We start from the raw sequence: 22818 nt of genomic DNA, 5'->3' as shown, positions 1-22818 counted from the left end.
TCAGGGCTCCAGGCCAGATTGTTCGTCTGAAAGATCAGGTTCGGGCAGGTCGAGATCCGGAAACGCCGCCGCGAGCGCGGCGCGGTCCTCCGGATCCGCGAGCGCGGCGACGCCGGCATAGGCGAGGTCGCCCGCCCGCAGCCCGTCTCCGAAGACATGGCGGCCGAAATCGAGGCTCTGGCGCGTCACGTAGCCAGGGAGCGCGTCCGATCCGCCGGGCAGCGTCGCGACGACGAGCTTGATCTCGTCGTCGACGGTATCGAAGACCCGGTCGATGCGGCGGCGATGGAGGCCCGCCTCGAAATCCGACATCTTCCGGATCGGCAGGTCCGGGAACTCCTCGAGAATCCAGCCGTCGCCGGGCTCGACGAGGGCGGTGGTCTCGCCATCCGGGAAGGGATGTTCCTGGAAGAAGCCGAGGCCCACATCGGCGCCGCCGAAGAGCGCCATCGCATGATCGTATTCCCGGCGGTTCAGGAGATGCGCCCGGGGATGCTCGCCGTCGATCATGCTGATCGCGAAGATCATGCGGTTGTCGCAGGAGGGTCGGGTGATCGCGATGCGCCGGCTGTCGGCGTCGGCGACCTCGATCGTGCGCTCAGCCTCGCGGTTGAGGGTCGCGGCCTCTTTCCGGAAAGCCGAGATCGGCCGCTCGCCGATATCCATCCTGCCGCCCTGGACGGTCGGCAGGTGGCCGACATAGCCGGTCATGTTGAAGTAGAGCTCGCCCCAGCGCGCGCCGTTCAGCATCACGTCGTAGCGCGGCGTGCGCTCCATCAGGTGCCGGCCCGGCTTTTCGACCAGGGTGATCTTGTGGACCGGTTTCCGTCCGCCTGCCGCTCTCGTCATCGTCCGCCTCGTTGTCAGTATGCTGCCCGGGGCAGCATAGGGCAGGGGTGCGAAAATTCTTCGCGGATAATGAACAGCCGAGGGCCGCCGCATCGCCGTCGATCCGATCGGGACACTTCGCGAGACCTGGCCCGAGAGCCGGCCTGGAGGCCGTCGCGATCAAGTGAGGTGGCAGGGCTCCGGGGCGGGTTCCGGCACCGCGCCGATCATCTCGATCTCGCCGCGCTCGCCGGTCTGGGCCACGAGATCAGCGATCATCGCGCCGAACTCGAGGCCGGGATCGGGCTCGGCGTCGCCGAAGCCCTCCCAATCCTGCGGCGCGGCGGATCCGTCCTCCGCAGCCCATACATGCAGCGCCACGCCATGCCCGATCCCGGCGTGTGTGAGGGCACGCCGGAGCGTCAGGCGATCGCCGGCCGGGATGCCGCGGAAGCTCTCGTCGTCGAGAATGACGATTCCGCCATCATGCGCGATGATCCGTCCGATCGCCTCGTCGAAGGCGTCCCCCTCGAAGTCCGGATCCTGCGGGTCCTGACCGATGAGGCGGCCCGGGTGGATGAGCGCCAGGATCGCCAGCGGCTTCGGCTCGCAGAGCCGGTCCGTCTCCGCCGCCTCGAGCGCATCGATCTCGTCCTTTCGCGCGAAGACATGCTCGATCGCCGAATGGACGAAGAACGGGATGCCGGTCACCGGTTCGCGGAAATAGCGGACATGGTAGTCCGCTTCCATCTTCAGGTGGATGTCGTAGCCGAGGTGCGTCTCGAGCGCGCGCATCTGGCGCGGGTCGACGAGTCCGAGAAAGGCCGCGCGGGTGATCTCCTCACCGTTCTCGTCGAGGAACGCCTTGGCAAGCATCCGCTCCTTCGGCCAGTCGACGCAGGTCGAGTAGAACTTGCGGCGAGTCATGGCTGCGGATCCTCCTCGCGCCGGAAGGGCGGGAGATTTCCGTATTCGTCGCGGATATCGAACTCGTCGAGCCGGGCCGGCAGGACGCCGCCGCGCGGGCAGGAGAGCGAAAGCGGATCGTGGATCTCGTTCCACCAGATCCCGACGAGATCGGGGTGGTCCGGCTCGAGCACCTCCATCGCGTAGAGGATGAGGGCGCCGGCCTCGCCGTCGAGCGGGTCGTGCCACCGCTCTAGCCTTGCCATGGCGGCTTGCGTCAGCCGGAGTGCCGCGACCGGCTCGACAAGCTCGCCGTTATCCGAAGGCACGCCGTCGGGATCCATGTCCTGGCATTCGGCCTCCGCCGCCTCGCGGGTCGGCAGCGTCATGTAGCGCCAGTCATCGGCCTCGTCGTCGTATTGCCAGGCCCGCCAGGCGGTCGTCTCCTCGGCAAGGCCCGCGGTCTTCGCCCAGTCGCGGATCCGCGCCTTTTCGGCGTCGCCGAGGCCGCAGGCGTCGAGCCAGAGCGCGCCCGGACGGACGAGCGTCCAGGTCGGGCCAGAGACGCGCGCGATATGGCCCCAGTCCTCGGGATCGACCGAGACCGAAAGGCAGGGCCCCTCGAGCGAGGCGCGCGCCGTGCGGCTCGCGGGATCGAGCGATCCGACATGGAGGACCTCGCCAAGCCTCAGGTACATGGAAGAGCTCCTCGCTTTCGTTCAACGCAACATCCGCGAGCCGCGCGAAAATACGAAGGTCGAACAGCCGATGCGGCAGTTTTTCCGCTTCGAGTCTTGTGTCTGGCGGTTCGGCGGCTAAAATGCGAAAATCAATCACATAGTCGGTTTGTCCCGGACCATGGCCCGATCGGCGCAACTTCATGAAGGAACCCATATGCCCCGCGTACCCTCGACCCTGCTTGCTTCGATTGTCCTCCTGGCCGCGACAGGGACCATGGCTTCAGCGGACATCGCCACGGCCAACTACGGCAAGCTCCGTGGCGCCGTGATGTCCGCCGGCGGCGATGCGCGCGATGCCGCCGAGGCCGAACTCATCGCGATCGCGAACGCCGGTGACGTCAAGGCGGCGGTCATCCTCGGCAACGCCTATATCGAGCGTGACGACCTTGCCGCCGCAATCGGGATCCTCCAGCCAGCCGCCGATGCTGGCCACCTTCCCGCAATCCAGGCGCTGTCCAGGATCCGCCGCGCCGAGGACGGCCCGTTCCGGGATGAGGCCGTGGCCCTCGCCCTCGACGAGGCGGCCTATGCGGCAGGTGACGTCTTTGCTGGCAGCCGCATCGCGCAATCGCTGCTGCGCGAGGAGGTGGCGAACCATGACCCTGTCCGGGCGCGCACGATTCTCGAAGACGCTTCGGTGGCGGAGAATTTCCCGGGCTGGATGGCGCTCGGCGACCTGCGTGCCGCTGGCATCGGCGGCGCGGTCGATGGCGATGGCGCCGTGGAGGCTTACCGGATGGCGATTGCTTCCGGCAAGCCCTGGGCCAATATCCGCCTCGCGCGGCTTCTTCGCGACGGCGCAATCGTCGAGGCCGATGCCGCGGCCGCGCTATCCCACTTCGAGGCCGCGCTCTCCGGGCGTGAGGACGAGGCCGAGGCGGCCGCGGCCGATCTCGTGCGCGGCCACCTGACCGGCGCCTTCGGGGAACTCTCGAGCCCCGCCGAGGGGGTTGCGCTGGCGCGCGCCGGGATCGAGGCGGGCTCCGGCGGCGCGGCGCTCGCCGTGCTCGGCCTTCCTGCCCGCCTCGACGAGGCCAATCCCGACCTCGCTTCGCTGCGGCCCGGCGCGGTCGATCTTGTCGAGAAGGCCGCCGCCGTCGGGGACACCATCGCGGCCCGGCGGCTCTTCGGCTACTGGCATGAGCTTTCGGGCCGCAGCGACGGTGCGCAGGAGGAGGCAGCCTCCGTCGTCTCGCGTCATGGCGACATGCTCGATCCCGCCCAGATCGCCCGGCACGGGATTCTCGGCCAGGCCGCGAGCGCGCGGAGCCGCGCCGATCTGGACGCGATCGCGGCCGATGTGGCGGATCTTCAGGGCCGCGACTTCGCGGATGCGCTGATGGACCTGCGCCGCGTCAACCCGAACGCCTATGTCCGCGTATTGCAGGGCGAGATGGCCAGGCTCGGTCATTACTGAGGCGCGGCGAGCGGCCGGCTGACCGGAGAGACGATCGCCGCCCTCAATGCCTTCTGCGCCTCCGCCGGGATCGGCGAGGCCTGCGTCACCGGGCCGCTCTCCCCCGGGGCCGCCAAGGCGCTCGGCATGGCGCTCCGGGCCTGATCCCGAAAGCCGGCCTTCCCGGGCGTTCCGGTCATAATCGAAAGGGGCCCCGAGGGCCCCTTTCGCCTTGATCAGGGGCCCGTGGGCTCGTCCTCGAAATCGAGGTCGGCGATCGCCCTGGAGACCTCGCTGGAGACCGCGCCGGGATCGGCGAAAAGGTGCGGAAACCGGGCCATGGCCGGCCGGCCCGCGGTTTCCTCTTCCGGCACCGGGAACGGATCCTCTTCCGCGCGCCGCCGCTCGACCTCGCGGAGGAGATCGTCCGGCAGGAGGGCCTGGCTCGCTTCGGCGATTGCCCGGGGATCGCAGGCGTAGAGCCCGAACATGCCGGGCTGGCAGGGGTTGAACTCGATCGTCTCGATCCGCTTGTCGCAAAGCTCGGCCACGTCGACGATGGCATGCGGCCGGCTCATCCCGGCAGCGACGCGCTCGACATGCGCGATCATCCTCCTCGTGAGATGCGGGTCGAACCGCGCGGTCGTCACGCGCGGGCTGTCGTAATGCAGATCGTCGATCGGCAGCCCTGCGCCCTCGATCGCATGGGCGCGCGACAAGGGCGTGAGATGCCAGGCGACCGGGGAATGGGTGACGATCTTGCGGTCGATGACGACGAAGCGGCGCTCGTTCCGCATCGCCACGTATTCCTGAACCAGGAGCGAGTCCGGCTTGTCGATGAAGGACCAGACCATGTCGCCGATCGCCGCGCCGAAACTCTCGCCCACCGGGATCCGCAGCGTCATGAGCTTCTGCTCGCAGGCCTTCACGAAGGCGTCCCGGCCGCTCTCATGCAAGAGACGCACCCGCTCCTCCGCTTCCTCGAGGTCGCAAAGGTGAAACTCGCGGGAGATGCCGGCCAGGAAGCCGGGATCCCTCCAATAGTCGAGGTTGGGCCCGGCCGCGAGCGCGGCGAAGGGCTCGAAATGCCGGGTGCGGCCGAACATCATGCCCTCCCTGGGCGCGCGCGCCCCGTCGGGCAGGAGCGTGATCCCGTCGCCGTACTGGTCGTGCATCGCCTTCCACAGGCAGGCATCCTCGAGGCGTTCCTCGGGGTCGGTGGTGTTCGTCAGGCGGTAGTAGAGCGCGGCCATTTCAGATCTCCATCCCCACGGGTTCTGCGGGTTGGGGTTCACTTTCGGGAATGCGTGAGGCCTCGATGAAGGAGGTGTTCTCGCGGAAGGTCACGATGAAGGTGACGTCGGCTGCTGGCCGGGTGTGGAGACCGGACGACAGGAAGACCGACCTGACCATGCTGTCGTCAAGCGCGACCCAGCCACCGTACCCCTCGACCTCGCAGCCGAAGTCATGGGCCTCGAAGGCGAGGTCAGCGGCCTGGCGGCGCCGGTCGGCGAGGGTGAGGCGCAAGGATTGCAGATCGGCCGCCATCTCCGCGCAGAGCCGGGAGGCGTTCTCGAGCCGCTCGAGAATGCACTCCGCCTGCCGCTTGAGCGGGCCTGAGACATAGTCGGCGGTCTTGGGGTAGGCCGCGAAATAGTAGGCCTCGGCCGGCCAGCCGCGCGCGTCCTCTCGGGGCTTGAGATTCCGGTTCTCGACGAGGAGATTCCTGACGAGCGCCTTCAGGCTCTCGAATTCCTGTTCGACGATCTGCTTGGGCGTCAGGGGTTGGCGCGGCATGGCTGTGCTCTTTCGCATCCGGGTCATGATATGGCGAGACGCCCGCCGGGGGCGGGCGTCCTTCACGCGAGTATCGTGCGATAATCCGAAAACCTGAAAAGGAAAAGGGCGCCCGAAGGCGCCCCTGGATCCATCGGATCAGGCCTTGAAGCGGAAAGTGATCTTCCGGCGCTGCCCCCAGGGCTCTTCCGCCATCTCGAGCTGCCCGTCCGCGACGAGTTCGTCAAGCGTGATCCGGATGGTCTTCTCGATGCCGCGGCCATCGGTCTTGACGTCATGACCGGCAAGGCCGGTGATCGTGGATACGCCCATCCACTCGCCGGGGAACTCCTTCATCGTCGCAAGAATCTTGCCGACCATTTCCGGCTTGGCACGACGCTTCTCGCTGCCGGTATCCCCGGCCGCTGCGGCGGCAGGCTCGGCGCCAGATGCGACGACGGGCGCCGGCGCGGGTACGGCCCGGAGATCGGGCAACGCGCCGTCGAGGATGAAGGCCGCGCCGTCGAGCACGAGCGTGCGGCCGACCATGTCAGGGGTGACGGTCACGGCGCGGAGCTCGCCGCGCACGAGGCGCAGCGCGATGCCGAGGATGTCGGCGGGGATCTGCGTCAGGCCGCCGGTCGTCTCAATCGGCGCCAGGGCCGGGGCCGGCCTGGCAGCCTTGCGCGGCGTTTCGGCCGGCGTCACGGCGACCGGCGCCTCGATCGGGTCGGCCTTGGCGGGTTTCGCGGCGACCGGCGCCGCGGCGGCCACAGGGGCGGACACAGGGGCGGACACAGGGGCGGCCGCTTCGTTGCGGCAGGGGGTCTCGACGAGCGACATGGCAATCTCCTTGGGTGCGTTCGTGATGCTGTTCGGTTTTTCGGATGTCGTGATCGGCGTCGTTGCACCTCGCAGGATGTCCCGGCCGGTCACGATGCCGGTGCCTGCCGGCGCCGCGGTGCGCAGGCCGCGCTTCACGGGATCCCAGCGCGGCTTCTTGCGCACCACCTGGAATGTCGCCGGTTCCGGCATGGGGACGAGGGCTGGTGTCACGATCTGTGCCGCCGTATTCCTTCCGTCACGCAGCGCGCGACGGCACTCGGATTGCAGGTTTCGGCCGGATCGGACGTCGGAGGTGGTGCCGGAGGCGAAGATGGGGCGCGCAGCTTCCGGATGTGTTAGCCGGATATGGTTGCCACCGGTTTTTTCGGCGGACCATCCCTCATTCTCCATCAACCCCTCGATCACCTCACGGTAATCTTTCGGGGTGACGCATTTCAGGATCGATCGTTCGTGCTTCATGAGTGTGTCCGGAAAATGATTGTCATGAATTGAAAGATACCGATTTTCGCAAACATGAGCAAGGCGAGACAACGCAATTTTTTTCGCAAATCTTGCCGCCATTGTAAGCCACCCGGTCAGCCGGTCCGGCCAGAACAAAAGGGGCGGGGAGTTTCCTCCCCGCCCCGCGCTCGTCACAACGGCCACCTCTTACAATGAGGCCGTCAGAGCATGGATGGCTGATCGTCTTCCTCAGCCATTGCGATCTGTTTCCTCTTCCAGACCTTGAAGGCGTTCCAGTGGTCGATGAGCATGTCGAGCGTGTCCTTGCGGCTCAGTTCGCCGCGCCGGTTGATCGCCATGTTGCGCAGGGACAAGATCGGGCTGCCCCTCGGAACATCCGCGCCGGTCTCGATGCCGTCGAGGAACTCTTCCGCCCACTCGGCCTGTTCGCTCATGACCCGGTAGATGAAATAGGTCATCACGCCGGCCGATCCGAGCTTGGTCATCTCCTTGCGGCGGGAGCGGGAGAACCCGGAGGCGAGCCCGGGATGCTCGTCGAGAGTCTGCAGGATCTCGGTCGCCGAGGGGCTTCCGCGCCCCGTGAGCGGCAGACCGTTGTCCTGCTTCCACTGGAATTTCGCGGCCGCGGCCAGGACCCGGTCGTCGACCCGGTCGCCCATACGGCGCATGGTGCGCTTGGCATGGGTGTCGAAGGTGGCGAAGGCCTCCTCGGGGATGTTGATCGCGATCGGAACCTCGATCGGGATCCCGGACATGATGCAGGCGCGCAGCCGGTGCTGGCCGTTCAGCAGCCGGACCGGCTCCTCGCCCGAGGGATTTTCCGGATCGGCGGTGAAACAGATCGGCTGGGCGTTGACCATCCAGTGGCCCTTCTCGATGTCGCGCGCGATCGTCTCGACATGGGTGGGCTGGATCTTTCGGTTGCCGGTGTTGAACTGCAGCCATTCCCGCGCCCTCTCGGGCGTGAGGACGACCATGCGCACCTGCTCCTTGCCGGCATCGGTGCGTGCGGCCTCGGCGATCTCTTCGCTGGTCCGGCCGCCGAACTCGTCGACGGGCGCGGAGATGTCGAAACGACCCTCGCGCAGGCCGGGAAAGCCGTTCATCACCGGCAGGCCGAGGTTCGCCGGCGCATGCTCGCGGATCGCCTTGCGGCTCAGCGGGCTGCCGTCGTCGTTGAGCGGGGTGTCGCCGAGATCGGGCTTCCAGTAATAGAAGCTCGTGGCCTTCTTGCCCGCGGCGAAGTCGTTGAAGGCCAGGATCGAGACCGCCAGGGCACCGTCGACCCCGTAAGGGTTGTCCTGCTGACGGCCAAGGATCAGCTGCTGCGCCAGAACGCGCGGCGGGCTGTCAAGGCCGAGCGTATGCTCGATCGAAAGCTCGCGCAGGAATGCCATCAGCTCGTCACGCTTGCCGGCACGGATCGCCATGAAGGCCAGGACCGGCCGCGCGGTGGAGTGCAGCGCGCTTCCGCGGCTCTCATCTGCGATTTCGATCGCGTCGAGCAGTTCGGGGTTGGCAGCGAGCACGCGGTCGTAGCGCGACCAGCTGATCGGCAGGTTCTCGCGGCCGAGCGTTCCGTTCTCGATGCGGATGAGCTTGGACATGGTGCGGACGATCGCGCCGGCTACCTTGATGCCGCGGCTTTCGAGGACGCCCTGGTAGGACCGGCGCCGGTGCTGGTCGATCGTGTGGAGCGTGTCGGAGCGGACATTGCGCGCGATGATGGTCTGGAAGGGCGTGTCCGCCTTGATGCAGGCGTTGAGCCGCTGGACGCCGTCGATCACCCGGCCGTCCTGATCGAGGATGATCGGCTGACCATTGAGAATCCAGGCGCCGTTTTTCATCGCCTGGGCGTAGGTCTCGACCGCCTTCTTGTCCGCGACCGCGTTGCGCGCCCTCTCGAGCAACTCGGAAGCACGTTCGGGAGTGATATCTTCCACCGCGAACGTAACCTCCGCCGAGGTCTCGCTTATGGATTTTCCAGTTCCGGACCGCTTGCTTTTCGTGCGGCCCTTCTGGGCGATGTCACCTTGAGAGGACATTCCTCTGTTCCTTTCCTGCATCCTGTCCGCGCCCTGTTGGCGGACCGTCAAGCTGTTCATGGGTTCCGCGCCGACAGTTCGGCCGGTAATGCCCATGCAATCTCCTGATCTCCCGCTTGGTGCGGGTTGGCGGCCGGATTGACTTCCCGCTCGCAATTCCTGTTCACCACGGATTGCGAAGATTGTCCACAGTATTTTCGCTTCATGGCCATAATTATCCGGAAAATTCGACTTTTGCGGCGATTCCCGGTGAGATCTCGCCCATCCGCCTGATGCGATTTGTGCCTTTTTCGTGTTCAATACAGCCCCCCGGTCGTGTCAATTTGTCCTTTCGGACAGGGTGCGGTGCGCTTTCGGACAGGTGGCGTGATGTGTCCCGGCCGGCAAGGGATGACGGGCAACATGGCAATCGGGGGTTTCGGCATTCGCATCCTGGCGTGTCTTGGCGTTTTCAAGGTCCGCGCATATAAAATGGGAAAATACCTCGGAGAAGCCGATGCCCATCACCGTCAACCTGAAGAAGAAAGACAAGAAATTCGAAGGGGATCTTCCGAGCTGGAACATCGTGGTCAGCGGACCGGTCGAGCTTTTCAACCCCGCACTCGAGAAGTTCCTGTTCCTGCAGGGGCTCAATGCGATGAACGAGGAGGGCGACTTCTCGGTCTGGTCGTCGCGCCCCGCCATCGGCGCGCCGCCGCTCTATCTCGCGGCCGTTCTGCGCGAGAAATACGGCTGCGCCCTCAAGACCGACCTCGAGAAGATGCTGAAGGCTGCGAGATCCGAACGTGTCGCAGAGGACGGGCTCGAGCATTTCCTCGGCGCCCCGAAGACCCGCCCGGCCGGTGACCTGGCACTCGCGATCAGCGCCGGCTCGAAGGATTTCATCGCCAATTGCAGCGAGGATGACTATGACCGCCGCCAGCTCCTCGAGGGCGCGGGCTGGCTGGCGATCGACAAGGTGAGCCCGGCGCTCGAAGCCAGGTTCGGCAGCCGCCCCTACCGGACCCGAGACCCCTTCATCGCCGCCAACCTCGAGACGTTCATGCCCCCGCCGGTCAAGGTGAAGATGCGCGAGCATCTCGGCGCGGCCCAGAAGAACATCGCGAAAAGCAAAACGCAGGAAGCGCCGTCCGGATTCTCGATTCCGGCACCCGAAGGACTCGACTATCTCGACTTCCAGAAGAGCGGCATCCAGCAGGTCATCGACACGGGTCAATCGGCGATCATCGCCGATGATATGGGGTTGGGAAAAACCATACAGGGTATCGGCATCCTCAACGGGCGGCCGGATGTGAGGCGGGCGATCTTCTTCTGCCAGGCCAACATGCGGCTGAAATGGGTCCGTGAAATCGAGAAATGGAAGATCGACACATCCCTGAGCGTGGGGCATGCCGAGGGCAGCACGTTCCCGGATACCGATGTCGTGGTGATCAACTATGACATCGCCAAGCGCCATATCGAGACGATCCGCGGCATCGCCTGGGACCTGGTGGTCACCGACGAGGCCCACAACCTGAAGAACCTCGAGGCGCAGCGCACCCAGGCCATCCTTGGCGATCTCGACAGCATCGAGGGGCTCGGCCCGGTCCCGATGACGAAGGGCGGCCAGATCGTCCATCTCACCGGCACGCCGAAGCCGAACCGGGTCTCCGAGCTCTGGCCGCTCCTGACCTCGAGCCGTCCAGACATCTGGGGCAGGGGCCCCGAGGCGCGCCAGGCCTTTCTCAACCGCTACGAGCCGCCGGTCCTGATCAAGAAGAAGATGCCGTCGAAATACGGGCGCGGCGAGCGCGAGATCATCATCCCGATGCCCGGCAAGCCGCAGCGCGAGCTCGAACTTCAGCTCCGGCTGCGCGGCTCGGGCTCCTTCATCCGCCGGCTGAAGCGTGACACCGATCTGCCGCCGAAGTTCCGCACCCCGATCGAGATGCCGTTCCGGCTCTCGAAGGAGGATCTCGAGATCCTCAAGCAGGCGGAGGCCGATCTCGAGGAGATCCACACCCGGATCAGCGGCGGAACGATACGCCGCGGGGAAAGCCGCGAGGCGCGCGAGATCATCGATGTGATCGCGGGCCTGTCGTTCGACAGCCCGCATTTCTCCGAAATTGCCCGCGTGCGCCGCAACCTCGGCGTGCTGAAGGCGCCGCATGCCGCACGGTTCATCGTCGACGAGCTTCTCGAGGATCGCGAACTTTCGGAGGATCAGCGCCGCAAGACCGTGGTCTTCGCCCATCACAAGGAGGTCATCGCGACGATCGCGGCACTCGCCGGGCAGGAGCTTCCCGGCGCGGTGCGGGTCTACGATGGCTCGGTCTCCAACAGCAAGCGCCAGAGCCGCATCGACGAGTTCCAGGAGGATCCGAATGCCCGGCTCTTCATCATGTCGCTCGCGGGCGCGACAGGCATCACGCTGACCGCCTCCGCGCGCATGCGGGTGGTCGAGCCCGACTGGTCGCCGTCCAACATGGTCCAGATCGAGGACCGGATCTGGCGCATCGGCCAGGAGCAGGCCTGCGATATCGGCTATCTCTTCGTGCCGAACTCGCTTGACGTGAAGATGGGGCTTTCGCTCATCCAGAAGATGGAGACCGACGAGCGTGCAATCAACACGATCGGCTTTCGCGGCATGAAGGTGACAAAACCGCAGGAACGCGAAAAACAGGCTGGCGCGAAGCCAGAATCTGCACTAGTGGCTCAGGTAAATCCGCAAGTCGGTTGCAGGACACCGGTGACCCAGCCAGAATTGCCATTTTGAGGATCACGATGGAAAGCAATCCTGAAGCCTCCGCTCAGATGATGGATGGACTCATCACCATCGGTCCCGTCAAGGGAATCAACGGTACGGACTTCCTCCGGCGCATGCTCAAGTACAACCTCCATGTGGCCCGGGACGAGGGGGCCGCGTATTCCGCGCGCGGCACGCGCGACGGCTTCGTGATCACCGCGCAGGGGCCGGGCGTTCTTGGCTATCTCGTCGACAGGGATGGCCTCGAGGCCTCCAGATCGGATCTGGAGGACTTCGCGCGCCGGCTGATTGCGCCAGGCCAGGATATTCTCATCGAAGGTTGGCATATGACCGGTGACGACGAGAAGCTGCTGTGCCGCACCGTCATCTGCCACGGGGGCGATATGGTCACGGTCACCCCCATCCGCAAGCTGATCGGCGCGGGGGCCCTCCGGCGCTCCGCCGCCGAGCCTCCCCGCGCCGGCCGTTTCGAGTTTGAGCCATGAGCGCGGAAACCCGCGAAGACGTGGCCGAGCGGGTCGCCGCGTCCTTCAATGCGATGCGCTTCGAAGACATGATCGCTGCGATCACGGATACCGCGGTTCGCGCCAGGCTGCACGCGGCCGCGGCTGCGAAATTCGGATTGAAGGATGCGCCCGGCACCGATGACGCGGCACTGCGCAACCTGCTGACCGGCTGCCGCTTGCGCCTCGACATGCTTCCCGACTACCGCGACAAGAGGGACTTCATCACCGGCCTCCTGACCGATGCGGTTATGGCCTCGTCCAGGAACGCGGCACCCGCCGCGACCCCGGCAGATCCGATGATCGCACCGGGAAGCGCGAAAAGCGCAAATACGGAGGCGCGATCCGCGCCGGAAACCACCCGCGCCGCGCCCCCCGCGGCGGCCGCGCCCGACCTCACGCTCTACCCGCGCGATGACGCGGTCGTCATGGCCGACCTCCCGTCGGACTACCTCGGTCTCCTCGTTCCCGGGCCGGGGCCGGAGGGCGACGAGCGCAGCCTCGGTTCCTGGCTCTCCGGGACCCCGCTTTCGCCCGGCGCCTTCGCGATCGGTGTCGGCGATCTCTCCGAGCGCGGCTTGGAGCATCTCGTCGATCTCGAGGCCGAGCTCCTGGCCTCGCCGAAAACCGTCCTCGAGCGGGCCGGAGCCGGGCCCGTCGCGCAGCCACCCGGCGCCGGCGCGAGCCGGCTGCCGGAACTGGCGGGGCGGTTCCCGGCGCCCGGCATCTCCGATCTCGATCTCGTCCGGGCCTTTCGCGACGCCGTTGCCGCAACGATCCGCGAGATATGGCCTGAGCGGGCGGAGCGGCTCGCCGCCTGCGGCGCGACGGTCCGGACCGGGCGCGATCTTCTCGCGCATCTGCGCATGGCCTGGGCCGCCGAGGCGGCCTTTCTCGACGAGTTCGGAGGCAGCCTTCCCGGCCGCCGGCAGAACCTGCTCGGTTCGATCCATCCCGATGGCGCGATGAGCCCAGGCCTCGCCTTCCGCCGCGCCGCCACCCTGCATCTCCTCCTTGGAACCGACATGCGGGACGCGCTGATCGAGGGGCTCATGGATCTGCGCTACGCCCAGGCGATCCGCGGCCAGGACGCGGAGTCCACAGCGGAGATATCCGCCGGTTTCGATGCCGGGTTCATCGACGATTGCACCCGGCCGGTTTCCTCGTATAAAAATGCGAAAACAGAAATGGAACCCTCCTTCTGATCCGGGGGGGGGCAATCGGAGGAACCATGGGTTCATCTCTCGTCATCTGCGAAAAGCCATCCCAGGCGAAGGCGATCCGCGCGGCGATCGGGTCGCGCTACGGCGAGGTGCTGCCCGCCGTGGGTCACATCCTCACCCTCAAGGAGCCCGACGATGTCCGCGAGGACTGGAAGGAATGGTCGGCCGAACTTCTCTGGCCGGGGAAGTTCTACGAAAAGAAGCCGGTCACGAACACGAAGAAGTATCTCGATGCGATCCGCGCAGCCGCCCGCGGCGCCGAGCGGATCATCATCGCCACGGACTGCGACCGCGAGGGCCAGCTGATCGGCGACGAGATCGTCGAGTTCATCGGCTTCCGCGGCCAGGTCCAGCGCTGCATCTTCAATGCCGAGGATCCGAAGTCGCTGCAGGACGCCTTCGCGAAGCTCAGGCCGAATTCCGAGTTTCGCGGCCTCTACATGTCGGGCCAGGCCCGCGAGCAGGCCGACCAGACCTCGAACCTGTCGCTGACCCGCACCGCGACGGTGACGCTGAAACAGCCCGGCACAAAGGGCGCGATCGGCATCGGACGCGTCAAGACCCCGGTTCTCGGCATTGTCTGCAAGCGCGAACTGGAGATCGAGACCTTCAAGCCCCAGGACATGTACGAGATCGACGCGCTGACGCGCGTCGCGGCTGGCCAGTTGACACTGACCTGCGGGCGGCTGCCGAAATCGCTGGTGAAGGAGGAACAGACGGCCGAGGAGGAGGCCGAGGAACTCATGGCCGACGAGGCAGCGCTCCAGGAGGCCGAATCCATGGTCGGCCGGATCCTGAAGCGCGAGATCGCCGATGGGCTCCGCTCCGCGGTCGAGGGATATTCGGGCCTCTTGCGCTCTAAGGCCGAGAAGAAGCGTCAGGGCCCGCCGAAGCTCTTCGATCTCACCGCGCTGCAGTCGGCCGCCTCCGCGCGCTTCGGCTGGGGCGGCGAGAAGACGCTCTCGGTCGCCCAGAAGCTCTATTCGGAGCGCACGCTGATCACCTATCCCCGCGGCGAGGCCAAGTATCTGCCGGAGAACAACATCGCCGACATCCCGACGCTCGTGCCCGCCCTTCTCCGGCTCGGCGGCTATGGCCAGCATGCCGGCCTTCTCGCCAAGCCCGAGGCCCGGCGCGGCAAGTCCGGGCATTTCTCCGACAAGGCGCTCGAGGGCATGTCGCACTACGCGATCATCCCGAACGTCAACACGGCGTCCGAATTCGCCCGCGCGGTCCCCTCGCTCTCCGATGACGAGGCGAAGCTCTTCGACATGATCGCGCGCCAGTATCTCGCGGCGCTCGCCCCGGACTACGAATACCGCCAGACCACGATCGACATGACCTTCCCCTGGAAGGGGCATGACTGGGATTTCCGCGCCTCGGGCCGGGTGCCCCTGGTGCCGGGCTGGAAGGCGATCCTCGGGGGGCTCGGACTGAAGGATGCCGACGAGGAGCCGGACCTTCCCGAGGTGAAGAACGGCGAGACCGGCAAGGTGGTCTCGGCCGCGCTCCGGACCGTGACCACCAAGCCGCCCGCCCGTTACACCGAAGGCTCGCTCATCAAGGTCATGCAGGAGGCCTGGCGCCTGGTCGAGGATCCGGCGATGCGGACGCGGCTCAAGGAGGCCAAGGGCATCGGCACGCCGGCGACGCGCGGCGATGTCGTCAAGGGCCTCCTCACCCAGGGCCAGATCGTCATGAAGGGCAAGTCGCTGATGCCCTCGGAAGGCGGCATGAAGCTCTACCAGACGCTTGTCGCGGTCTGTCCGAACGTCGTCGACCCGGCCCGGACCGCGATGTGGGAGACGATCTTCGACATGGTCGAGAAGGGCAAGCTCTCGGCCGAGCAGGCGGTCCTGAAGATCCTTGGCGAGACCCAGAAGGAGATCGACCGGATCAAGGCCAATGCCGGCGCGGTGTCGATCGCGATCGGCAAGAGCCCGAAGCCGACCGAGAAGATGGCCGCGGCCGCGAAGACGATCTGCGAGCGCAAGGGGATCAAGCTGCCGCCGAAATGCCTCACGGACGCCTCGGTCTGCCGGTCCTTCCTCGAGGAGCATCTGCCGAAGCGCGACCCGAACGCGCCGCAGGGGCAGGGCGGCACCTGTCCGCCTTCCGAAAAGCAGATCGCCTTCGCCGAGCGCATCGCCCGGGAGACCGGGAAGGAGATCCCCGCCGAGGCGCGCGCCTCGGGCCGCGCTCTCTCGGCCTGGATCGACGGCGTGAAACCCTCATCCGGTCCACGCCCGCCGTCCGAGAAGCAGCTCGCCTTCGCGCGCAAGCTTGCCGAGGAAAACGGTGCCAGGCTGCCGGTGGCCGCGGAGACGGATGGCCGGCAGTGTTCGGCCTTCATCGATTCCATGATGGCGAAGGGTGGGGCGCGGAGGAAGGCAACGGCGTGAAAAATATAACGAAGTACTATTTTTCGCATTGCGATTTTCTGGACAGCGCCCGAAATATGGGTGCGTCGACCGGGGAATGATTTTCCGGTCAGGACATCTACTGATGTGAAAAGGAAAACACATGTCGAAACTGCTCAAGGCCCTGACCCAGTCGATGCAGAAGAACACGCCGCGCACGCTGTTCGGCACGGCGAACCTGGTGGGCGAGGTGATCTCCTATGGTGACAAGACCATCAAGGTGAAATTCCTGAACGGTCCGATCGCAGGGCAGGAAGGTGACATCAACCCCGGCAACAAGAAGGTCGAGGACTTCTCGAAGCCGGCCAAGGCCCAGACCAGCTCCTACACCCCGGTGGGCGGCATCCTGCGCTTCGACGGCGTTTCCGCCGAAAGGGACGGCAGCTACAAGGCGAAGTGGACCAATGCCTGGATCAAGCACCCGGGTGACGATCACCATGTGCTGATCGACCAGATGGTCTCCTACATCGACAAAGGACAGACCAACAAGGACGGCAAGCCGATCATCAGCCTGCACGTGATCGACATCCATGCCGAGAAGAAGGTCGCGAGCCTCGACGAGATGCGCGACACCTTGGCCGAGGCCTTTGGCTCCACCGGCGCGGCGCTGGTCATCGAAACCTCCGAGGGCTTCTTCTCGAAGGAATACTTCATGCCGCGCACGAAGACCGAAGCGGGCTATGTCAGCCAGGATCCGGCCGAGTTCGCCCAGAAGCTCATCGACGAAATGAACGATGAGACCAAGGCACTCTTCTCCACGCTCCTGGCCGACAAGGGCATGACCATCGTGCCGCTGCGGAGTGTCTATCTCGGCGCAACCTCGGCCGACGAGACCAAGAAGCTGGTCGAGAAGGCGAATGCCGACGGCAAGGGCAAGCAGGCCCGGATCATGACGGTCAACCCCTACGCCTACGAGGCCCCCTCGATCGGCGTGCGGCTGGCCGGCGCCCTGGCCCGCAAGGACCGCGATGGCAATCTCGACATCCCGAAGGAATATGCCGAGCGGCTGAAGGACGCCTTCCTCGCGACCGCCGCCGAGGATGCCAAGGCCGCCTATCACAAGGATGGCTGGCGCGCCGTCTCCGACATCGACCTGAAGGACTTCTTCAAGGCGAACGGCGTCGATCTGAAGACGCACGAGACCAAGACCTGGAACCTGGCCGCCGTTCACATGCAGCGCTACGAGGGCGGCGACAGCTTCTTCGCGGCCAAGACGCATGAGGCCTACCGCTTCGGTTCGCCCTATCCGGCGCTCGAGTGCTGCAAGGAGGTTCGCCAGGCCTACAACGTCGAGCTGACCGAGGCGGTCCGCGCCGTCGTCGGCTCGCCCGCGGTCGCGAACGAGGCGAAGGAAACCGCCGCCGCCGCACCGAAGGCCGAGGAAAAGGCCGCTGACGCCGCCGCGGAGACCCCGGCTGCCGCCGCCATGTCGGCGGAGGATGAGGCCGGGATCGACGATCTGCTCGCTGGCATCGCCGACGAGCCGCTCAACTGATCCGCGCGAAAACCTGAAACCGGAAAGGCCGCCTTCGGGCGGCCTTTTCGCTTTTCAGAGGATCGCCAACCCTGGGCCGCCCGCCCCCTGCGGATCGGGCGCCGGCTCATGATCGTATCGTGATGTATTAATTATTCGCAAAATCGGATCCGGACCGCTTTCATCTCGTCGGGTCTTGCTTGTCGTTTTCATGTCGGAGTGCGAAAAAATGACGAGTAGAACAATTGAACAGTCCAACGAAGGATCACGTCATGGCCACTGAGAATGACCGCGGCACGAAACCCCAGGACATGGTCGCCTGGGTCGGGTTTGCCGAGAACTCGGCCATCCTGCGGCGGGTCCTGGTGCCGGGCGGCGCCAAGGGGCTCCTGCTTCGGACCGGGCCGGGCGAGGCTGGAGAAACGGTCCGGGAAAAGGCGCTCGGGTTCGGTTTCACGGAGCTCAAGACCCGCGGCACGCTGCGCATGCTGTTTCCTGACGGCAACATCCCCTTCTCCGCGCGGGTCCTGTCCGAGGGCCTCGGCGGCTCCATGATTGCGCTGAAACGCGACGATCTTCTGTCCGACAAGTGGACCATCAACCTTTCCGACCGCGCCCCGGCCGCGGTGGCTGCCGCCAAGCCGCAGCGCATCCAGCCAGATCCGGAGAGCATCCGCACGATCGGCCTCAACCTGCGCGGCGAGGAGGTGGTGCGGGACAATTCCGGCCGCTTCTTCCGAAAGGTCAATCACGACGACGGGCGCGCGGACTTCGTCCATGAGCAGGAAGGCGAGAAGCCAACGCTCTTCCTGCGCGCCGGGCGCCGCGAGGATCTCGAGGCGATCGCCTCGAGCCTCGTCGTGATGGCGGGCCGCGGCACGCTCCACACGGCCGATTTCGAGCGGGTGGCCGACGCGGCGCTCGAGGAGGGGCCGCACGGTCGGCTCGACATCGACCGCGAGACGGCGATGGGCCTGATCCGCGAGCACATGCTGCGCGAGATCTCCGCGATCGCCGTCGAGAACGATGCCTCGCGCGACAAGTTCATCGCCGCCATGCGCGTTGCCTCGGCGACCGGCTTCGTGCTGTCGCGCCGTTCCGGCGACGGCGAGGCGCTCTCGCCGTCTCCGGCGATGGTCGCCTTCATGCGCCGCGCGACCCGCGGCCAGAACGCCGTCGATTTCCGCGGCTCCGACGATATGAAGATCGCCATGCCGCGGATCTTCCGCGAAGGCGCGGCGCTGCAGGTTCATGATCTCGGCGGCATCGCCGCGGACGGGATCGGCGCCTACGCCGCAAACGTGCTCGCGCGCCGCGCCGCCGACGGGCGGACGATCCTGCGCGTTCCTGGCTCTGTCACCGCCGACACCTTCGAGCGCCTGCGCTCCGATATCGGGCGGAACTACGCGCTCGAGGCGGTGGCCGAGATCGGCTCGGCGGTTGCCGACGGGGTGCAGGACGGCGATCCCAGCCTGTTCGTCTTCATCGGCGAGCGCCGCCCCGAGCCGCTCGACGCGCTGCCGCAGGCGGCGCTGCGGACCTTCAAGGTCGTGACCACCGACGACCTGATGAACCTCGAGCGCGAGATCGCGCGCTCGCGCTCGCGGATCCGCGACTTCCATGACGGGGTCGAGGAAGCCGGGCCGGAGGCGGAGGATGGGCGGGAAGAGAATATCCGCCAGAAGCCGTACCAGCCGCTGTCGCAGGTCAAGGAACCCTTCACGATGATCCCGGTGGCGCTCGAGGGCGCGACCACAAAGGCGCTCGACCGGGTGCGTCGCGACATGGATGACCGCGGCGGCGTCGATGCCGTCGTGGCCTCGGCACTCGGCCAGAGCCTCGACGGCCTCGGCGATATCCTGACCGCCGAGCAGGTCGATACCGTGGCGATGCGGCTGAACGCGCGCGATCGCGGCCGCGGCTTTCTGCTCGGCGACCAGACCGGCGTCGGCAAGGGCCGAAGCCTCGCGGCCATGACGCGCGAGCATATCCGCGCCGATGCCGGGAACCGGGTGCTCTACTTCACGGAATCCGCGCAGATCAACATTCCCGACGTCTGCCGCGACCTCAAGGACGTGGGAGCCTGGCCAGAGATCCGGGTACTCTTCCTCACCTCCGGCAGCCACATGACCGATGTCACGATCGATCCGGTCACAGGCCTCGAGATCTCCCGCGAGATCGTCTCGCCGCCAGCCTCGGTTCGCAAGGCGATCTTCAACGGCGAAGCCTGGCCCGAGGATTACAACGTCGTCATCACCACCTATTCCCAGTTCCGCTCGAAGGAGGATGACCCCTCCTCGATCTGGCTGGCGAACGCGCTCGACGCGCGCACGCTCCTCGTCCTCGACGAGGCGCATAACGCGCTGAACCCGAACTCGCAGCAGGGCCGCAACATCCGTGCCGCGATTGCCCAGGTGGGGCCGGAAAACGTGATCTACGGCACCGCGACCCCGTCGCGCGATCCGTCTGGCATGAACCTCTACAAGCCGCTCCTGCCGCAGGCCGGGGACGGCCGCCTCGACGAGCTCCTCGACAACATGGCCTCGGGAGGCGAGGTCGCCCAGGAGGCCTTCGCGACGATGCTCGCCGAAGACGGCGTACTGCTGCGCCGCGACCACGACCTGTCGAACATCGAGTTCCGGGTCTCGCTTCCCGATGACGAGCGCATGCTGCGCTACCAGGAGATCATGAACCGCTTCTCACCTGCGGTCGAGCTGATGATCGAGTGCTCCTCGCAGATCGGCGAGCATCTCGGCCGCCGCCAGACCGCGCAATACAACGCCCTCATCGCCCGCGGCCTCTCCGCCCAGGCGGCGCGGGCGCGCACCAACGAGATGAACCAGTATTCGATCGCGCTCGGCTCGCCGCTCGCGAACCTCGCGCGGATCACCATGAACGCGATCAAGATCGACCAGGTGGTCGACGTGGCGCTGCAGGAAATCCAGGAGGGCCGCAAGCCGCTGATCACCTTCCACTCGACGAATGTCGGCCTCCTGCAGGAGATGTCTCGCGGCGCCGACGGCAAGGTCTCCGAAGAAGCGATGCGCAATGCGCAAGGCCTCACGCTGAAGGACCAGATCCGCCGGATTCACGAGGGCATGTACCGCATCAAGGTGGACGGCGAGACCAGGGATGCGCGTGAGGTCTATCCGGATGTCGCGCGGACCTTCGAGATGATCGACCGCCAGATCGGCGAGATCCCGGACAACCTGCCGGTCTCCCCGGTCGACGCGCTCGTCGAGCGCCTCGAGCAGAACGGGGTGACGGTGGGCGAGATCTCGGGCCGGACGCTGTGCTACCGCGACAACCAGATCCAGCGCCGGCAGGGCCGGAACCGCCGCGACACGATCGACGCGTTCAACGCGGGCGGCCTCGATGTCCTGATCTACAACTCGGCCGGCGCCACGGGCGGCTCCTACCACGCCTCGCCCAAGTTCGCCGACCAGCGGCCGCGCACCATGATCGAGCTCGAGGCCCCGATCGACGTGATCAAGTATGTCCAGAGCCAGGGCCGCGGCAACCGCTACGGTCAGGTCGCGAACCCGCGCGTGGTATCGGTGATGACCGGCCTCACGCCGGAAATGCGGATCCTGCAGCAGCGCAACCGAAAGCTCCGCTCTCTCGGCGCCTCGGTCGACGGCAACCGCGCGCATCCCCTCCTGCTCGACGATGTGCCGGATCTCCTCAATCGGGTCGGCGACGAGGCGACGCGCAACGTGCTTCTCGCGATGCCGTCGCTGGCGCGCCGGCTCGGCTTCCCCGAGTTCGCCGAGGACCCGAGCAACCAGAACCAGGGCCAGGGCAACGACGCGGTCGACACCGGATCGGGCACCGCGACCTCCGGCATCGACTCGCTCTCGAACAAGGTCCTCGCCCGCTCGATCGTGCTCACCGCGCTCGAGCAGGACGACCTCGTGAGCCGGATCCGCATGGAGTTCGACGCGATCATCGAAGAGCTCGAGAGCCGCAACGCGAACCCCTTGCGCCCGAAACAGCTCGACGGCCAGGTCGAGATCAGGGCGACGACGCTCTATTCGGGCATGGAAAGCGAAGAGAACGATCTCGACACCTCGGCCTTCCTCTCTCCGCTCTACATCTCGACCGGCATCCATCACTTCAACGAGGAGGCCTGGAACGGCGACAAGCTTGTCACCGCTGTCGAGGCTTGCCGCCGGCTCTATGGCGCGGACGGCTTTGCCCCCTGGGCCGAACGGATCCACCAGAACCTGCCGCTGCTGATGCGTCCCTACCTTCCGGAGGGGATCTCCATGGAGGCCGCGCTCGAAAACCCGCAGGCGATGGGGTCGCGCTTCAAGGTGCGCCATGAACGCTTCACCGACCTTGCCTGGCTCCTCGAGAACATGAAACCCGGCGTTTCGATCCGCTACCCGTCCGAGTTCGACCCGAACGCGCTCATCACCCGCACGATCGTGGGCCTTGTGCCGCCGACGAACCCCGCGTTCTACGACATCCCGTCGGCCTACAAGATCAAGACGATCTCGCCTGGCATGGCGAACCCCGAGACCACCTCGATCTCGCGTATCTCCTCGATGGACCATGAGCGGATCTTCTTCCGCCCGGGTCTCTCGGAGAGCTTCGAGGAATCCTATCTCGAGGAGTTCGACCGCGAGGGCCTCTTGACCCGCAGGCTGCCGGTCCAGGTGCTCTCGGGCAATATCCTCCAGGCGATCAACGAGGCGACGCGCCACGATCTCGGCACCGTCTCGCTCTACCGCGACATGGAAAACCATGTCCATCGCGGCATCGTCGTTGCCCGCGCCAAGGTCGACCTGGAGAAGCTGCCGGTGCCGGTCAGCGGCGGCCGGATCGCAGCCGAGATCGCCTACCGCCACATGGAGGCGCCCGAGACCTCCGACGAGCCTCGCATGATGAAGATCTGGGGCGGCGTGATGAACGACCGCGTCCCGGGGGAACGCCTGTACGCGGACATGGTCATCTCGATCACGCAGCGGACATTCAAGCTCGACATGATGCCGCTGCGCAAGAGCACCCGGCATTTCTTCGCCGCCAGGCCCGGTCTTTATGATCTGATGTACGGGCGGCCGCTGCCGAGTTTCGAGGATACGCCAGACCGGGCCTATCGCCGCCAGGGCGCCAAGAGCGTGCATCTCGTCGAGTTCCGGCTTGACGGCCGCCAGGGCAAGGAGCGTGCGATCGCGATCCTGGAGCGTCTCGGCGAGTCGATGATGCTGACCGACGGCAAGTATCGCGGCCTCGTCAACCAGGCTGTGATCGACCTCGACGCGGCAAGCGGCCATCCCGTGCGCCAGTTTAGCGGCGAGGAGCCGGAGGAGGCGGAACCCGAAGTCATTGCCGATCCCGAGAACGCCGAGACGGAGGCGCCTGGTGCTGATGCGCCGGTCCTGACGGCAGATCCCGCCGAAGCCGAGGCGGACGCGGAACCGGACTATGAAAACATCGAGTGGAGGTAG

At 66.2% G+C, this 22818-nt stretch carries 15 protein-coding genes; 8 read left to right on the top strand and 7 right to left on the bottom strand.

Going from position 1 to position 22818, the window contains the following annotated elements; all coding sequences use genetic code 11:
* The 3 genes from OM960_RS15730 to OM960_RS15720 form a co-directional block, all read right to left on the bottom strand.
* Window positions 1–849, bottom strand: coding sequence for a hypothetical protein (locus OM960_RS15730; protein ID WP_264772624.1), 849 nt, complete (start codon window positions 847–849; stop codon window positions 1–3).
* 159 nt (window positions 850–1008) lie between these two features.
* Window positions 1009–1755: a hypothetical protein gene (locus OM960_RS15725; RefSeq protein ID WP_264772623.1), complete on the bottom strand. Its 747-nt coding sequence runs from the start codon at window positions 1753–1755 to the stop codon at window positions 1009–1011.
* Window positions 1752–2432, bottom strand: coding sequence for a hypothetical protein (locus OM960_RS15720; protein WP_264772622.1), 681 nt, complete (start codon window positions 2430–2432; stop codon window positions 1752–1754). Before OM960_RS15720 ends, OM960_RS15725 begins: the two co-directional genes overlap by 4 nt.
* On the opposite strand from OM960_RS15720, the gene OM960_RS15715 reads away from it, so the two are divergent.
* Together OM960_RS15715 and OM960_RS15710 are read left to right on the top strand one after the other, a co-directional pair.
* Window positions 2431–2553, top strand: coding sequence for a hypothetical protein (locus OM960_RS15715; protein WP_264772621.1), 123 nt, complete (start codon window positions 2431–2433; stop codon window positions 2551–2553). The genes OM960_RS15720 and OM960_RS15715 overlap by 2 nt on opposite strands.
* Window positions 2554–2688: 135 nt before the next feature.
* Entirely contained in the window at window positions 2689–3891 is a 1203-nt protein-coding gene (locus tag OM960_RS15710) for a tetratricopeptide repeat protein (protein WP_264772620.1), read from the top strand.
* 215 nt (window positions 3892–4106) lie between these two features.
* On the opposite strand, the gene OM960_RS15705 is transcribed toward OM960_RS15710, so the two are convergent.
* The 4 genes from OM960_RS15705 to OM960_RS15690 form a co-directional block, all read right to left on the bottom strand.
* Window positions 4107–5123, bottom strand: a complete 1017-nt coding sequence (locus OM960_RS15705; protein WP_264772619.1) for a hypothetical protein — start codon at window positions 5121–5123, stop codon at window positions 4107–4109.
* 1 nt (window position 5124) lies between these two features.
* Window positions 5125–5667, bottom strand: a complete 543-nt coding sequence (locus tag OM960_RS15700) for a hypothetical protein (RefSeq protein WP_264772618.1) — start codon at window positions 5665–5667, stop codon at window positions 5125–5127.
* A gap of 138 nt (window positions 5668–5805) precedes the next feature.
* Window positions 5806–7053, bottom strand: a complete 1248-nt coding sequence (locus OM960_RS15695) for a hypothetical protein (protein ID WP_264772617.1) — start codon at window positions 7051–7053, stop codon at window positions 5806–5808.
* Between the two features lie 101 nt (window positions 7054–7154).
* Window positions 7155–8999, bottom strand: a complete 1845-nt coding sequence (locus OM960_RS15690; RefSeq protein WP_264772616.1) for a ParB N-terminal domain-containing protein — start codon at window positions 8997–8999, stop codon at window positions 7155–7157.
* A 496-nt stretch (window positions 9000–9495) separates the two neighbouring features.
* Here OM960_RS15690 and OM960_RS15685 point away from each other — a divergent pair, with 496 nt between their 5' ends.
* From OM960_RS15685 to OM960_RS15660, 6 genes are all read left to right on the top strand, one after another.
* Window positions 9496–11754 (top strand): DEAD/DEAH box helicase, encoded by a 2259-nt coding sequence (locus OM960_RS15685; protein ID WP_264772615.1) that lies wholly within the window; start codon window positions 9496–9498, stop codon window positions 11752–11754.
* Window positions 11715–12230 (top strand): hypothetical protein, encoded by a 516-nt coding sequence (locus OM960_RS15680; RefSeq protein ID WP_264772614.1) that lies wholly within the window; start codon window positions 11715–11717, stop codon window positions 12228–12230. The genes OM960_RS15685 and OM960_RS15680 overlap by 40 nt, the downstream gene beginning before the upstream one ends.
* The gene (locus tag OM960_RS15675; protein WP_264772613.1) at window positions 12227–13453 is read left to right on the top strand and encodes a hypothetical protein; all 1227 of its coding nucleotides are present in this window, start codon (window positions 12227–12229) and stop codon (window positions 13451–13453) included. The genes OM960_RS15680 and OM960_RS15675 overlap by 4 nt, the downstream gene beginning before the upstream one ends.
* 26 nt (window positions 13454–13479) lie before the next feature.
* A complete protein-coding gene (locus tag OM960_RS15670) occupies window positions 13480–15873 on the top strand; it encodes a DNA topoisomerase (protein ID WP_264772612.1) in 2394 nt (797 codons plus the stop codon).
* 121 nt (window positions 15874–15994) lie between these two features.
* Window positions 15995–17386 (top strand): hypothetical protein, encoded by a 1392-nt coding sequence (locus tag OM960_RS15665; RefSeq protein ID WP_264772611.1) that lies wholly within the window; start codon window positions 15995–15997, stop codon window positions 17384–17386.
* Between the two features lie 251 nt (window positions 17387–17637).
* The gene (locus OM960_RS15660; RefSeq protein WP_264772610.1) at window positions 17638–22818 is read left to right on the top strand and encodes a strawberry notch C-terminal domain-containing protein; all 5181 of its coding nucleotides are present in this window, start codon (window positions 17638–17640) and stop codon (window positions 22816–22818) included.

This window comes from Defluviimonas salinarum (assembly GCF_026013545.1).
In the GTDB taxonomy this organism is placed as follows: domain Bacteria; phylum Pseudomonadota; class Alphaproteobacteria; order Rhodobacterales; family Rhodobacteraceae; genus Albidovulum; species Albidovulum salinarum.
Note: the sequence above shows the minus strand (reverse complement) of the source record. Positions and strands in the feature narration are given on the sequence as shown.

What these genes read in the sequence shown, in the direction of transcription:
- OM960_RS15660 (WP_264772610.1), top strand. Translation starts at nt 17,638, where the DNA reads ATGGCCACTGAGAATGACCGCGGCACGAAACCCCAGGACATGGTCGCC.
- OM960_RS15705 (WP_264772619.1), bottom strand. Translation starts at nt 5,123, where the DNA reads ATGGCCGCGCTCTACTACCGCCTGACGAACACCACCGACCCCGAGGAA.
- OM960_RS15690 (WP_264772616.1), bottom strand. Translation starts at nt 8,999, where the DNA reads ATGTCCTCTCAAGGTGACATCGCCCAGAAGGGCCGCACGAAAAGCAAG.
- OM960_RS15720 (WP_264772622.1), bottom strand. Translation starts at nt 2,432, where the DNA reads ATGTACCTGAGGCTTGGCGAGGTCCTCCATGTCGGATCGCTCGATCCC.
- OM960_RS15665 (WP_264772611.1), top strand. Translation starts at nt 15,995, where the DNA reads ATGTCGAAACTGCTCAAGGCCCTGACCCAGTCGATGCAGAAGAACACG.
- OM960_RS15710 (WP_264772620.1), top strand. Translation starts at nt 2,689, where the DNA reads ATGGCTTCAGCGGACATCGCCACGGCCAACTACGGCAAGCTCCGTGGC.
- OM960_RS15695 (WP_264772617.1), bottom strand. Translation starts at nt 7,053, where the DNA reads ATGGCGGCAAGATTTGCGAAAAAAATTGCGTTGTCTCGCCTTGCTCAT.
- OM960_RS15715 (WP_264772621.1), top strand. Translation starts at nt 2,431, where the DNA reads ATGGAAGAGCTCCTCGCTTTCGTTCAACGCAACATCCGCGAGCCGCGC.
- OM960_RS15675 (WP_264772613.1), top strand. Translation starts at nt 12,227, where the DNA reads ATGAGCGCGGAAACCCGCGAAGACGTGGCCGAGCGGGTCGCCGCGTCC.
- OM960_RS15700 (WP_264772618.1), bottom strand. Translation starts at nt 5,667, where the DNA reads ATGCCGCGCCAACCCCTGACGCCCAAGCAGATCGTCGAACAGGAATTC.
- OM960_RS15670 (WP_264772612.1), top strand. Translation starts at nt 13,480, where the DNA reads ATGGGTTCATCTCTCGTCATCTGCGAAAAGCCATCCCAGGCGAAGGCG.
- OM960_RS15725 (WP_264772623.1), bottom strand. Translation starts at nt 1,755, where the DNA reads ATGACTCGCCGCAAGTTCTACTCGACCTGCGTCGACTGGCCGAAGGAG.
- OM960_RS15685 (WP_264772615.1), top strand. Translation starts at nt 9,496, where the DNA reads ATGCCCATCACCGTCAACCTGAAGAAGAAAGACAAGAAATTCGAAGGG.
- OM960_RS15730 (WP_264772624.1), bottom strand. Translation starts at nt 849, where the DNA reads ATGACGAGAGCGGCAGGCGGACGGAAACCGGTCCACAAGATCACCCTG.